Consider the following 14,602-nt stretch of genomic DNA (forward strand, 5'->3'; position numbering starts at 1 on the left):
AAAATTAATAATGAGATCCTGAATCCAATTCAGGATGACAAAACAAAAAAAACATGTCAGTTTTAGTATATACAGAATCAGAACAAGGAAAATTAAAGAAAACCGCTTTCGAAGCAGCTTCTTACGCCAAAGCTGTAGCAAATCAATTGGGCACGACCGTTACTGCTGTAACCATAAATGCCAATGACGCTACAGAATTAGGAAATTATGGCGTTGATAAAATATTAAACATAACTAATAGTGAATTAAACGCATTCAATGCTAATGCTTACGCCAGTTCTATAGAGCAAGCTGCTAAGCAAGAAGACTCAAATGTTGTTATTGTTAGTTCTAGTGCAGACAGCAAATACTTAGCGCCAATTTTAGCAATTGGTTTAAATGCAGGATTTGCATCTAATGTTGTTGAAGCACCTTCAAGCACATCACCATTTACAGTAAAACGTACTGCATTTACAAACAAAGCGTTTAATATGACTACCATAGATACAGCTGTTAAAGTTGTTGCAGTCTCAAAAAACGCATTTGGATTAGTTGAATCTAACGGAAGTGCAACTGTTGAAGATTTCTCACCTGCTATTCCAGCAGTTGGAGTAACAGTTGAATCCGTCGATAGAGCAACAGATAAAGTCACTATTGCAGATGCAGAAATTGTAGTGTCAGCAGGTAGAGGATTAAAAGGTCCAGAAAATTGGGGAATGATTGAAGAATTAGCTGACGTTTTAGGCGCAGCAACTGCATGTTCTAAACCGGTTTCAGATTTAGGTTGGAGACCTCACAGTGAACACGTTGGACAAACAGGAAAACCTGTCGCATCAAACTTATATATAGCTATTGGTATTTCGGGAGCTATTCAGCATTTAGCTGGAATAAATGCTTCAAAAGTAAAAGTTGTCATCAATACAGATCCAGAAGCACCTTTCTTTAAAGCTGCAGATTATGGTATCGTAGGTGATGCTTTTGAAGTTGTGCCTGCACTCATCGAAAAATTAAAAGCATTTAAAGCACAAAACGCCTAATTTTTTTTTAAATTGTGTTTTGAAAAGGGCTGTTTAGATTTGGTTCTTTAATCTTAAATCTGCATTTTGTAGTTGGTAAAGTCCGAATTTAAACAGTTCTTTACGTTTTATATATTATGAGCTTAGTAAAATTAAACATAAAAGGAATTTCATACAGCCAGACTCAAAATGGTGCATATGCTCTAATTCTGAATGAAGTTGATGGTGATCGTAAACTCCCTATAGTTATTGGAGCATTTGAGGCGCAATCTATTGCAATTGCCTTAGAAAAAGAAATCAGACCACCAAGACCTCTGACTCACGATTTATTTAAAAATTTCGCAGACCGTTTCGATATTGTTGTCAAACAAGTTATCATCCATAAACTAGTAGATGGTGTCTTTTACTCAAGTTTAATTTGCGAACGTGATAAAATTGAAGAGATTATTGATGCAAGAACGAGCGATGCTATTGCCTTAGCTTTGCGTTTTCAAGCACCAATTTTCACCTATAAAAATATTCTAGATAAAGCTGGTATTTATTTAAAAGTGAACCCTAAAAAAGGAGAAGAAGAACAAGACAGCATTTTAGTTGATGATTTTGTTGCTGAAGAAATTGAAGCTAGTGTTCAAGAAAACTACAAAAACAAAAGCCTTAAAGAACTTAATACGCTTTTAGATGAGGCTGTTAATAATGAAGATTACGAAAAAGCAGCTAAAATACGAGACGAAATTTCTAAACGTTAAACACTTTTAAGATGAAACATTTTCTACTAGCTGTTGCAGCTATTTTTTTTGGACTAACAACAGTATTTAGTCAAGACTTAGAAAAGAAATGGCAATTTGAAGCAATACAAGATGAAAATGGATTATCACTATTAGACATCTCTGACGCTGATGCAATACATCTTAAAGCTGGAGAATTTGAGTATTCACTTCAAACCAATAACCTTAAGGCTTCAGGCGATTATATTCATCAAAACAACTTATTGGTATTTTATTATTCGAAACCTAATGATACTATAAGACGTTATAAAATTAAAGAACTCACTGATTCAACTTTAGTTGTTTCAGAGAACAAAACCATATACAAATTTATTACGCCAAAAACAGCTGAAACAATCGTAGTTGTAACAAGTAATGTTTCAACTATAATTCCCAGCCAAGGATTTTCTTTAAATAGCCTCTGGCGAGGTGTTTTAGGAATGATCACGCTAATTTTTATTGCCTTTTTGTTTAGTAGTAACCGAAGAGCTGTTAATTGGAAGACCGTAGGAATTGGTTTAGCCTTCCAACTAATTATAGCTATAGGTGTTTTAAAAGTTGGTTTTATAAAATCCGTATTTGAATTTGTAGGAAAGATTTTTATAAAAATATTAGGATTCACCCAAGCAGGAAGTGAATTTCTTTTTGGCGGATTCATGGATGTCACATCTTATGGTTTCATATTTGCATTTCAAGTATTACCAACTATTTTATTCTTTTCAGCCTTAACTTCGGTTCTATTCTATTTAGGTATTATTCAAAAAGTTGTACAAGCTATGGGATGGTTGTTATCCAAACTATTAGGCATTTCTGGTGCCGAAAGTTTAAGTGTTGCTGGTAATATCTTTTTAGGGCAAACCGAAGCACCTCTATTGATTAAAGCTTACTTAGAAAAGATGAACAAGTCTGAAATATTACTTGTCATGATTGGAGGCATGGCAACTGTTGCAGGAGCAGTCCTAGCAGCTTATATTGGCTTTCTTGGAGGTGATGATGAAGCTTTAAAACTTGTATACGCTAAGCACTTACTAGCAGCTTCTGTAATGGCAGCACCTGGAGCTATCGTGATTTCTAAAATTTTATACCCTCAAACTGAAAAAGTTAATACTGATGTTGCTGTATCCCAAGAAAAAATAGGCTCTAACTTTTTAGATGCTATTGCAAATGGTACGACTGAAGGATTAAAACTTGCCGTAAATGTTGGCGCAATGCTTTTGGTCTTCGTTGCTTTTATTTCAATGATTAATTATGGTTTATTAAAAATGGGTACTATTGGTGGTTTAAATGATTGGGTAAGTGCAAATTCACCTTATGACGCACTTTCATTAGAAGCCATGCTAGGTACAGTATTTGCCCCTTTAATGTGGTTAATAGGTGTCGCAAAAGAAGATGTCATGTTGATGGGACAACTTCTAGGCATCAAACTCGCAGCTAGTGAATTTGTAGGCTATATTCAATTAGCAGACCTTAAGAATGTTGCTAATTCAACACATTTAACCTACGAAAAATCAATTATAATGGCAACTTATATGCTATGTGGTTTTGCGAATTTCGCATCTATAGGTATTCAAATTGGTGGCATCGGATCCTTAGCACCTGGTCAACGTACACAGTTATCAAAATTTGGTATGAAAGCTCTAATTGGAGGTACAATTGCATCATTAATCTCTGCGACAATAGCAGGAATGATAATAGGCTAATAGCGAATCACCACAGATAAGTTAGCTTTCTTCAATGCAAAAAAACGTTAATAACTTTTAATATATAAAAGGCTTGAAGTTAAATAATTTCAAGCCTTATTTTTATTTTTATTTCCTGAATAATTAGAAGTACAACTTAAAGAGATTTCCACACTATCGGAAAATGAATATGAAGCAATATCACGACTTAGTTAAACACATTTTAGAACAAGGGAACGAAAAAGGAGATCGCACAGGAACAGGAACGAAAAGCGTTTTTGGTTATCAAATGCGTTTTGATTTAAACGAAGGTTTTCCAATGGTCACTACCAAAAAATTACATTTAAAATCCATTATTTACGAATTGCTTTGGTTCTTAAAAGGTGATACTAATATTAATTACCTTACTGAAAATGGTGTAAAAATATGGAATGCTTGGGCTGATAAAAATGGAAACCTTGGACCTGTATATGGGCATCAATGGCGCAACTGGAATAGTGACGATATTGATCAAATAAAAGATGTTATTGCAACATTAAAGACTAATCCTGATAGTCGTCGTATGATGGTGTCTGCATGGAATCCTTCAGTGCTTCCAGATACGTCTAAATCATTTGACGAAAATGTAGCTAATGGTAAAGCTGCTCTTCCTCCTTGTCATGCTTTTTTTCAGTTTTATGTGGCAGATGGTAAGTTATCTTGCCAATTATACCAACGCAGTGCAGATACCTTTTTAGGTGTTCCTTTTAATATTGCGTCATACGCGTTATTCACTATGATGATAGCCCAAGTTTGCGGCTATGAACCTGGTGAATTCATTCATACTTTTGGCGATGCACATATTTATAGTAACCATGTTGAACAATTAGAATTACAACTCTCAAGAGATATTAGACCATTGCCAAAAATGATTTTAAATCCTGAAGTCAAAGACATTTTTGATTTCACCTTCGAGGACTTCACCTTAGTGGATTACAATCCGCATCCACATATTAAAGGTGTAGTTGCCGTTTAACCAATCCTATGAAAAACATACTTTTATTTCTAATCATCTTTTGTGGAACTTTTCTTTTTGCACAAGAAAAAACACTCAGTTCATCTGAATTAGATTCGTTAAATCCCATAAATGAACCAAAGGTTTTAGAAGTTATCGAAAATGTTCCATTATATAAAGGTTGTAAAAAAAACGTCTCAAATGGAGAGAAGAAAAAATGCATGTCACAAAACATTGCATTGCATTTTCAAAAGCATTTCAATACAGAAATGCATGAAGAATCAGAGCTTATCCCAGGGTTAAAACGAGTTCTACTGACTTTTAAAGTGGATAAAGAAGGAAAGGTAACTGGCATACAAGCTAGAGCAGAAGATGAATACTTAGAAGCTGAAGCGATTAGAGTAGCGAAACTAATTCCACCATTAACGCCAGGATTTCAGAGAGGTAAACCAGTTATTGTTCCTTATACCTTGCCACTTATGGTAAATATTGAACCTAATAAAAATGAAGGCTTGACCAAATACCCAGTGTATAGAGGCTGTAACAAAACATCTAGTAATGCTGATTTAGAAGCCTGTTCAAAACGAAAAATCGCCAATTTCATTAAAATGAGTTTTGACATTGAATTGGCTAGTCGTGCTTTACCGACTGAAAAATCAACCCAGTTTCTTCTAGAATTTACGATAAACAAAAAAGGTAAAATAGAAAACGTCAATACCAAAGCCAATCATAAAGCTATAGCTATTGAAGCGATAAAAGTGGCTAAACGGCTTCCAAAATTTAAGGAACCAGGATATTGGGAAGGTGTTGCTGTAGAAACTCCCTATAGTTTATTGATGACTTTATATTTCAATTAAATAAACCTAAAAACAAAAAGAGCTTTCATAATTTGAAAGCTCTTTTTTAATGTTGTAAAACGAAATCTATTACAGATTTAAAACACCATTTTCAGCTGCTGCATAATCATTCCATGCGTATGCATCTGCTTGTTCATCATTGATGTAAGTACCATCAACTAGATATCTAAACTCATAAGAGTTGTCTTTTTCTAAATCTACAGTCCCTTTAAAGCTTCCGTTTTTTAATTTCTTAAGTTGAACCGCTTTTTTAGCATTCCACTCGTTAAAAGTTCCTACAACTGCTACTTTTTTCGCTTCTTCAGCTGGAACAGTAAAAGTTACTTTACACACTGGTTTGCTCTTTAAGTATTGTTTTGTAATTGCCATAATAATATGAATTAAATTTTGAACAAATGTATAAAAGAAAGGTACACACTCATACGAATAATTTACTCTAAACTAAAGAATTATCAATTTGATAAAATTAAGTGCTTTTTAATTTAAAGTACAAATAAAAAGCACCTTAAAATTATCATATCATCAAGTATTAATTTAAGTATTAAGCGCTGATTATCAATTGTTTTTACACGAAAACGTTTGCGTATTTCCATTGTGAATTTTAATTAATATAATTACATCGTTTGCGTTAAAAATCATAACTTTATATTTGTAAATATTTACAATTATGTTCGGAAAAAAGAAAACCACTCCAAGTATAGATCAAGAGCAATTAGCACTCATTAAAGCTGCAGAAAAACGCATCAAACAAAAGAAGCGTTTATATATTCATTTTGTAGTTTTTCTAATTGGAGCTGTCTTTTTAATTTTAGCTAACACTGTTCTAGGTATAGGCAAAAATTTGACAATTGCTGGATTAGAGTGGTTTGTAATTGCCATTGTTTTATGGCTCTTCTTATTTATATATCACTTTATAACAGTCTTCATCACTCATAAATTTATGGGCAAACAATGGGAAGATCAACAACGTGAAGCTTTAGTTGCCAAACAGCAAGAGCGTATTGAGCAACTCAAACAAGGCTATTTAAAAGAAGAAAAAGAGATTGCAAAATCTCAAGCCTATAATGCCGTAATTGAAAGTAAATCGACTTTAGAAAAAAAAACATCTGAGCTCACTATTATAGTTGCTGCAGGAGAGAATAATGCAATTGGTAAAGACAACGACCTTATTTGGCATTTAAGTGATGACTTAAAGCGGTTTAAACTACTTACTAATGGTCATCATATCATCATGGGACGAAAAACATTTGAAAGCTTTCCTAAGCCTTTACCAAACAGAATTCATATTGTTATTACAAGGCAAAAAGACTATAAAGCACCAGATGGTGTCATAATTGTAAATAATTTAGAGGATGCCATCGATGCTGCAAAAAATGACAATCAACCCTTCATAATTGGAGGTGGAGAAATCTATAAACAATCGATGGATTTAGCTTATAAAATAGAATTAACTCGTGTACATTCTAATTTTGAAAATGCTGACACCTATTTCCCTGAAATTGATGCGTCGCAATGGAAAGAAATAAATCGTAAGACTCATGATGCTGACGACAAACATGCACATGCATTTTCTTTTATTACGTATTTGAAAAAGTAATACTACTTTAATTTCTTGTTATTTAGTTTATACAATTCAAAATCTGAAATCTCATTCTTCAGAACAGGCAACCATTTGTCAAAAATTCACGTCTTAATAATAAATAGTATCTTGTAAAGATGATCTACTAAAATGTAACGCTTTTCAATTTAGGTCGTCATAATTACAATAACCAATCAAATATCACCTTCGAATGAGTACATTAAAAATCAGTAATTTATCAAAAACATACGCTAATGGAGTAAAAGCATTAGACAATGTTAGTTTAGAACTAGAAAACGGTATGTTTGGCCTTTTAGGACCCAATGGAGCTGGGAAATCTTCTTTAATGAGAACACTTGCCACACTTCAAGAAGCAGATTCTGGTAGTGCCACTCTAGATGATATTGATATTCTAAATCAACCAGCAGAACTTAGAAAAGTTTTAGGTTACCTGCCTCAGGAATTTGGTGTATATCCCAGAATTACTGCCGAACAATTATTGACTCATTTAGCAGTATTAAAAGGAATTACAAATAGTTCTGAAAGAAAAGAACTAGTGAAATATTTACTGGATAAAGTCAATCTTTACGATAAGAGAAACAAATCTGTGAAAGGGTTTTCTGGAGGCATGAAGCAACGTGTAGGTATTGCTCAAGCACTAATTGGCAACCCAAAATTGATTATCGTTGATGAACCAACAGCAGGTTTAGATCCTGGAGAACGTAACCGTTTCTATAACTTACTTGCCGATGTTGGTAAAGATGTTATTGTTATTTTATCAACTCACATCGTTGACGATGTAAGAGAATTATGTACAAAAATGGCCATAATGAATTTAGGTGAAATCGTTTTTCACGGTTCTCCTCAAACTGCCATTGATGACTTAAGAAGTAAAGTCTACCAAAAAATTGTAAATAGAGATGAACTTGAAACTTATGCAACCAATTATAAAATAATATCTAACAAAATGGTTGGTGGACAACCACTAATTCACATCTATAGTGAAGACAATCCACAAAACGGATTTGAGCAAGTAACCCCTAATTTAGAGGATGTATTCTTTTCTAAAATCAACACATCAAACGTACTTGTTTAACCTCATCTAATCATTTTAGTTATGTTCAAAACATTTTTTCTTTCAGAGTTAAAATATACGCTCAAGCAACCCATGGTGTATATCTTTATGTTTATTTTGGGACTAATGGAGTTCTTTGCAACGGTTAGTGATAACGTTCAAGTTGGAGGAGCCATTGGTAATGTATATCGTAATTCGCCTTATACACTTACACTTCATGTGACTATATTTTGCATTTTCAGTTTGTTAATGGCTGTTGCTTTTTTTAATAATGCCGCCTTAAGAGATCACAATAACGAATTTAATGAAATTCTATTTACAACACCTCTAAGCAAGCCAGGTTACTTTTTTGGCCGTTTTCTTGGTGCATTATTTGTATCAACCTTGCCCCTTGTAGGTGTTTTTATTGGAATGCTTTTGGGAACGTATTTAAATTCCATTTTTGAATGGATAGACCCAAGTCGTTTTGGTCCCTTCTATTTTGAAACCTTTTTGAATAACTACCTTCTCTTTATACTTCCAAATATGTTTCTTGCTGGAACAGTCATTTTTGCAATGGCAAATAAATGGAAAAGTACAGTAATTTCATTTGTTGGAGGCTTAGTCATTATCGTAGCTTATATCGTTTCTGGATCGTTAATGTCTGATGTTGATAATGAAACCATTGCAGGTCTATCAGATATTTTTGGAATAAACACCTACTCGATTGAAACTAAATATTTCACTCCAGTTGAAAAAAATACAATTAGTCCAAGTTTTTCAGGACTGTTATTATATAACCGATTAATTTGGATTGCTGTTGGACTAGTAATTTTATCAATATCCTATTTTAGTTTTTCTTTCAAGAAGAAAAATAAAAAGATCAAAAAAGAAAAAATTAGTACCTCAAAACAAGAGACTGTTTTCGCCCTTCCTGAGTTAAACCCTTCATTTAATCGCGCTACAAATTGGTTACAGTTTAAAAGTTTTTTCTACACCAATTTTTTAAGCATTATTAAGAGTGTCACTTTTAAAATTCTTTTCCTCTTCTGTATTATCATTTTGTTTGCCGACTTGAGTGGTGGTTTTGAGTATTTCGGTTTACAATCGTATCCTGTAACTTATAAATTGATAGACTCTATAAAAGATAATACCGATATTTTTATCATCATTATCGTTGTCTTTTTTAGTGGAGAATTAATCTGGAGAGATCGAGATTATAAAATCAACGAAGTTGTCGATGCTACTGCACACACATCTTTCATTTCTATGGCTGCAAAAGCCTTATCGCTAGTCAGTATCGCAACTATTTTAAACTTGTTTTTTATTGTAATTGGTATACTTTATCAACTACTAAATGGTTTTACTCGTATAGAAGTTGATGTTTATCTTTTAGATTTTTTCTATGATAACTTACCACTTTTTATTGCTTTTGGAGGCATTACCATATTGGTTCAAGTACTCTCGAGTAATAAGTACATTGGCTATTTTATTGCTATTCTTATCCTTTTAGTTTGGGAAATTGTATTGAGCATCATGGATGTTAGTTCAAACATGTTAGATATTGGTGGTGGCGTTTCAACATTTTACTCAGACATGAATCGCTTTGGACCTGGCGTCAAAGGAGCATTATGGTTTAATCTCTATTGGATTTTGTTTTCCGTATTAGGCTTGCTTGTTGCTGGTGCTTTATGGAATCGTGGTTCTAATAGCTCATTATTAAGCCGTATAAAAATAGCCAGAAAAGAAGTGCCAAAAAGCTATAGAAGTGTAATTGCTTTTGCGGCAATTGCATGGATAGGTGTGGCAAGCTTCGTCTACTATAATACGCAAGTACTAAATCCGTATTTCTCTGGTGATACTTTAGAGCAATTATCTGCAGATTATGAAAAAACATATGGGAAATTTAGAGATGTGGTCACTCCAAAAGTTACTGATGCAAAATATTACATCGATATTTTCCCTAATAAAAGAGATATTCATGTTAAGGCTGATCTGGAATTAACAAATGCTTCAGAAAAGCCTATTGATTCACTACATTTTTATAGCAGTCAAGGTTGGGACACCAAGCTTATAATTCCAAATTCAAAAGCTGTTTTTAAAGACACTACCTATCTATATACCATTTACAAATTAAGTCCAGCTTTGCAACCTGGAGAAAAAATAACAATGACGGTAGATAACAAGTATATCACCAAAGGATTTGCTAATAATAGAGGAAGTACAATGGTTGTTAAGAATGGTAGCTTCATTAATAATGGTGATATTTTACCAGTTATGGGTTATAATTCAGATTATGAAATAAGTGATAAAAACACGCGTAAAAAATATGATCTTCCAGAAAAGGAACGTATGCCTGAACTTACACAAGGTGTAACCCAACTACATATGGGCAATTATATCTTTAATGGACAATCTGATTTTATTAATGTAGAAACGGTTATTTCAACTATAGGAGACCAAACTGCAATTGCACCTGGATCTCTAATTAAGAAATGGGAAGAAAACGGACGTAATTACTACCATTATAAAGGCGACACACCTTCATTAAACTTTTATTCATTTATGTCTGCTAGATTTGAAATAGCAAAACGTAAATGGAATGGTATTGATCTTGAAATTTATTACGACAAAAAACATGACGTAAATATTGAAATGATGTTAGATGCAGTAGAACGTTCATTACAATATCTAACCGAAAATTTCGGTCCTTACTATCATAAACAAGCGCGTATCATTGAATTTCCTAGGTATTCAAATTTTGCACAAGCATTTCCAGGAACCATGCCTTATGCAGAGTCCTTCGGGTTCATAATTGACCTTGAAGATGAAACTGAAAACAATGTTATTGATGCTGTAATTGCCCATGAAATGGCTCATCAATATTGGGCGCACCAGGTTATTGGTGCCTATATGCAAGGTAGCACCATGTTAAGCGAAGGATTTTCTGAATATTCATCCTTAATGACTTTAAAAAGTATTTCTGACAATCCAATGAAAATGCGTGAATTCTTAAAGTATAATCACGATCGTTATTTAAGAGGACGAAGTGGAGAGCGACTTAAAGAATTGCCGTTGTATCAAGTAGAAAATCAAGGTTATATTCATTATGGAAAAGGAAGTGCCATCTTATTTGCACTCCAAGATTATATTGGCGAAGACAAAGTAAACACTGCAATGAAAGGGTTTTTAGAGGAATACCGTTATAAAGGACCTCCTTATCCAAGTTCGCACGATTTCTTGCGCTATTTAGAACCACAAGTTCCAGATTCACTAAATTATTTAATTAAAGATTGGTTCAAAGAAATCACACTTTATGATAATAGATTAACTGAAGCTTCATACAAAACATTAGACAATGGTAAGTATGAAGTCACAATGGAAATTGAAAGTTCAAAGATTAAATCTGATAGTCTAGGTAACGAAACAAAAGTCAAAATAAATGATTGGATTGATATTGGTTTCTTTATGGATGATGATGAAGAAAACTTATACGAACAAAAGCGAGTGAAATTTAATAGAGATAAAACTTCAATTACAGTTCAACTAGATTCGCTACCTGTAAAAGCTGCTATAGATCCAAGACACATTTTAATTGATCGTGTGTTTAAGGATAATATTAAAAGTATCAGTCAAGAAGAATAAAATATGTACTCTACCCCAAAAAAACACCTTTTCCATGAATAGAAAAGGTGTTTTTTTGATTTTTAATTACGACATTAATTTTTATTTAGAATTTCAAAATACTGCTTCATTGGCGTAAAGTAATGTTCTTCCCAACCTTTTTTATAATGTTCTCCAGATTCAGGCACATTAGTATGCTTCAAAGTTAAAATTGTGTATTCATGGTCTTCAGATAAAGAAATCTCAATTTGAGAATCACTTTCTGAATCATGAAAATTACTACTTCTCCACGATTGAACAATCTTGTTATAAGGTTCTAATTCTATATTGCTTCCAATAATATAACCATCCCAAGCCGAAAAAGTCTCTCCTACTTTATCTGAAACAAAAGCCGCACCTCCTGTCATTTTAGTATGTCTTTGTGTACTCAACCAAGATTTATAAATCTGTTTTGAAGTTGCCTTGATCTTAGTTGTTAATGTAAATTCCATAGCTCTTATTTTTTATTTTCTAGGTTACTCTTTTGTTCCTAATAAATATAACTAATTTCGCAGTATGATAAAAACGTTGCAAATACGCATTAATTTACATCAAGAAGGAAAATCAGACGGATTGCTCAATAAAGCTGCTTATGATTTGGCTATTGAACCTTCTCAAATTTCTGGAATTAAAATTCTAAGAAAATCGATTGATGCGCGTAAACCTCGTATCATGTTCAATTATAAAGTTGAAGTTTACATTAACGAACCGGTTCCAGAATCTTCAGATTACACCTTTGATTATAAAGATGTTTCCTCAGCAAAACCTATTCATATTATTGGTTTTGGTCCTGCAGGAATGTGGGCAGCATTGCGTTGTATTGAGTTAGGATTTAAGCCAATTGTATTAGAACGTGGTAAAAATGTACAAGATCGTCGTCGTGATTTAAAAGCTATAAATCAAGATCATTTTGTTAATGAAGATTCTAATTACTGTTTTGGTGAAGGTGGAGCAGGAACTTATAGTGACGGTAAACTCTATACACGTAGTTTAAAACGTGGCGATGTTCGTAAAATTTTTGAAAACTTAGTATTCCATGGTGCTCCAGATCAAATTTTAATCGATGCACATCCTCATATTGGCACAAATAAATTGCCAAAGGTTGTTCAGAATATTAGAGAAACAATTCTAAAATTTGGTGGTGAAATACATTTTGAAACTAGAGTTACAGACTTCACCATAATAGACAAAAAGATTGTTGCTATTCAGCTTAAAAATGGAAACGAAATCGCTGTTGAAAAAGTCATTCTAGCAACAGGTCATTCAGCTCGAGATATATTTTATTTGTTGAATGAAAAAAACATTCAGCTAAAAGCAAAATCATTTGCTATGGGAGTTCGTGTTGAGCATCCACAAGACATTATTGATGGGATTCAATATCATTGTAAAGGCGAACCACGTGATGAATTACTTCCAGCTGCTGCATACAGTTTAGTGCAACAAGTAAATGACAGAGGTGTGTATTCCTTTTGTATGTGTCCAGGCGGATTTATAGTTCCAGCTGCAACGGCTAATGGTGAAGTTGTTGTGAATGGCATGTCACCTTCAAAACGAAATAATAAGTTCGCAAACTCAGGAATTGTTACCGAAATTAATGTCGATAAAGATTTATATAAATATGAACGTTTTGGTCCTCTAAAAGCTTTAGAATACCAAAAAGATTTAGAGCGTTTGGCTTTTACTTCTGGTGGAAGACGTCAATCTGCTCCAGGACAACGATTAACCGATTTTGTTGAAGGTAAATTGTCTTCAAGTTTAAATGAAACATCCTATCAACCAGGTTTAAAATCGGCACCATTGCATTCCTTATTGCCAAAGTTAATTGGTGGTTCTTTGCGGAAAGGGTTTAAAGCATTTGGAGAAAAAATGCATGGATATTATACTGAAGAAGCCAATATCATAGGTGTAGAATCTAGAACTTCTTCACCTGTAAACATTCCGAGAAATGAGAACTTAGCCCATCCGGAAATCACAAATTTATTTCCATGTGGAGAAGGTGGTGGATATGCTGGTGGAATTATTTCTGCAGCTATGGATGGAGAACGTTGTGCAGAAGCTGCGACTTCTAACTTATAAGTTCAATATTATTCCTATTTTTGCAGCATAAATTATGATTACAATGAATGCATTTATATTTCCTGGTCAAGGTGCTCAATTCTCAGGAATGGGACTAGACCTTTATGAAAACTCGCCTTTAGCACAAGAGTTATTTGAAAAAGCAAATGATATTTTAGGCTTTCCTATTACAGACATTATGTTTGAAGGTTCTGCTGAAGATTTAAAAGAAACAAAAGTGACTCAGCCGGCTATCTTTTTACATTCTGTAATTTTAGCAAAAACTTTAGGAGACACCTTTAAACCAGATATGGTAGCAGGTCATTCGCTTGGTGAATTTTCTGCATTAGTAGCTGCAGGTGCTTTAACTTTTGAAGATGGACTTAAATTAGTTTCACAGCGTGCTCAAGCGATGCAAAAAGCTTGTGAATTACAACCAAGTACAATGGCTGCAGTTTTAGGATTGGATGATAATATTGTAGAAGACGTCTGTTCAAATACAGAAGGCGTAGTTGTAGCCGCTAATTATAATTGTCCTGGACAATTAGTAATCTCAGGAGATATTGAAGCTATTAATAAAGCATGTGAAGCTCTAAAAGAAGCAGGTGCACGTCGAGCTTTAGTTTTACCTGTTGGTGGTGCATTTCACTCTCCTTTGATGGAACCAGCCCGTGAAGAACTAGCTGCCGCAATTGAAAACACAACATTTAGTAAACCTAATTGTCCGATTTATCAGAATGTCACAGCTTCTGCCATTACAGATGAAAATGAAATCAAAGCAAATTTAATTTCTCAATTAACTGCTCCTGTGCGATGGACGCAATCTGTACAACAGATGATTGAAGATGGCGCAACTCATTTTACTGAAGTTGGACCTGGTAAAGTTTTACAAGGACTCGTTAAAAAAATCAATAGAGAAGCAGAAACAGCTTCAGCTACAATCGAAACTAACGCATAAGACT

At 33.6% G+C, this 14,602-nt stretch carries 12 protein-coding genes; 10 read left to right on the forward strand and 2 right to left on the reverse strand.

Features of this window, described 5'->3' with window-relative positions; all coding sequences use genetic code 11:
• The first annotated feature begins 53 nt into the window (after positions 1–53).
• From VOI25_RS07485 to VOI25_RS07505, 5 genes are all read left to right on the forward strand, one after another.
• Positions 54–1,016 (forward strand): electron transfer flavoprotein subunit alpha/FixB family protein, encoded by a 963-nt coding sequence (locus VOI25_RS07485; RefSeq protein ID WP_323788436.1) that lies wholly within the window; start codon positions 54–56, stop codon positions 1,014–1,016.
• Positions 1,017–1,132: 116 nt separating this feature from the next.
• A complete protein-coding gene (locus VOI25_RS07490) occupies positions 1,133–1,741 on the forward strand; it encodes a bifunctional nuclease family protein (protein WP_323788437.1) in 609 nt (202 codons plus the stop codon).
• An 11-nt stretch (positions 1,742–1,752) separates the two neighbouring features.
• On the forward strand, positions 1,753–3,459 hold the full coding sequence (locus VOI25_RS07495) for a NupC/NupG family nucleoside CNT transporter (protein ID WP_323788438.1): 1,707 nt from the start codon (positions 1,753–1,755) through the stop codon (positions 3,457–3,459).
• A 169-nt stretch (positions 3,460–3,628) separates the two neighbouring features.
• Positions 3,629–4,453, forward strand: coding sequence for a thymidylate synthase (locus VOI25_RS07500; protein ID WP_323788486.1), 825 nt, complete (start codon positions 3,629–3,631; stop codon positions 4,451–4,453).
• 8 nt (positions 4,454–4,461) lie between these two features.
• Positions 4,462–5,289, forward strand: a complete 828-nt coding sequence (locus tag VOI25_RS07505; RefSeq protein WP_323788439.1) for an energy transducer TonB — start codon at positions 4,462–4,464, stop codon at positions 5,287–5,289.
• A gap of 69 nt (positions 5,290–5,358) precedes the next feature.
• On the opposite strand, the gene VOI25_RS07510 is transcribed toward VOI25_RS07505, so the two are convergent.
• Complete coding sequence (locus tag VOI25_RS07510) at positions 5,359–5,658, reverse strand: isoamylase early set domain-containing protein (RefSeq protein ID WP_323788440.1); 300 nt, start codon at positions 5,656–5,658, stop codon at positions 5,359–5,361.
• Between the two features lie 298 nt (positions 5,659–5,956).
• On the opposite strand from VOI25_RS07510, the gene VOI25_RS07515 reads away from it, so the two are divergent.
• From VOI25_RS07515 to VOI25_RS07525, 3 genes are all read left to right on the forward strand, one after another.
• Positions 5,957–6,886 (forward strand): dihydrofolate reductase, encoded by a 930-nt coding sequence (locus VOI25_RS07515; protein ID WP_323788441.1) that lies wholly within the window; start codon positions 5,957–5,959, stop codon positions 6,884–6,886.
• A 193-nt stretch (positions 6,887–7,079) separates the two neighbouring features.
• Positions 7,080–7,964, forward strand: coding sequence for an ABC transporter ATP-binding protein (locus VOI25_RS07520; RefSeq protein WP_323788442.1), 885 nt, complete (start codon positions 7,080–7,082; stop codon positions 7,962–7,964).
• Between the two features lie 21 nt (positions 7,965–7,985).
• The gene (locus tag VOI25_RS07525; protein WP_323788443.1) at positions 7,986–11,567 is read left to right on the forward strand and encodes an ABC transporter permease/M1 family aminopeptidase; all 3,582 of its coding nucleotides are present in this window, start codon (positions 7,986–7,988) and stop codon (positions 11,565–11,567) included.
• A gap of 74 nt (positions 11,568–11,641) precedes the next feature.
• On the opposite strand, the gene VOI25_RS07530 is transcribed toward VOI25_RS07525, so the two are convergent.
• Positions 11,642–12,037: an SRPBCC domain-containing protein gene (locus VOI25_RS07530; protein ID WP_323788444.1), complete on the reverse strand. Its 396-nt coding sequence runs from the start codon at positions 12,035–12,037 to the stop codon at positions 11,642–11,644.
• 64 nt (positions 12,038–12,101) lie between these two features.
• Between VOI25_RS07530 and VOI25_RS07535 the strand changes: the two genes are divergently transcribed.
• Positions 12,102–13,661 carry an NAD(P)/FAD-dependent oxidoreductase gene (locus VOI25_RS07535; protein ID WP_323788445.1) on the forward strand — a complete coding sequence of 520 codons (1,560 nt, stop codon included), beginning with the start codon at positions 12,102–12,104 and terminating at the stop codon, positions 13,659–13,661.
• Positions 13,662–13,704: 43 nt separating this feature from the next.
• On the forward strand, positions 13,705–14,598 hold the full coding sequence (gene fabD, locus VOI25_RS07540) for an ACP S-malonyltransferase (RefSeq protein WP_323788446.1): 894 nt from the start codon (positions 13,705–13,707) through the stop codon (positions 14,596–14,598).
• Positions 14,599–14,602: the final 4 nt, after the last annotated feature.

Source organism: Psychroserpens sp. (genome assembly GCF_034670085.1).
GTDB lineage: Bacteria > Bacteroidota > Bacteroidia > Flavobacteriales > Flavobacteriaceae > Psychroserpens.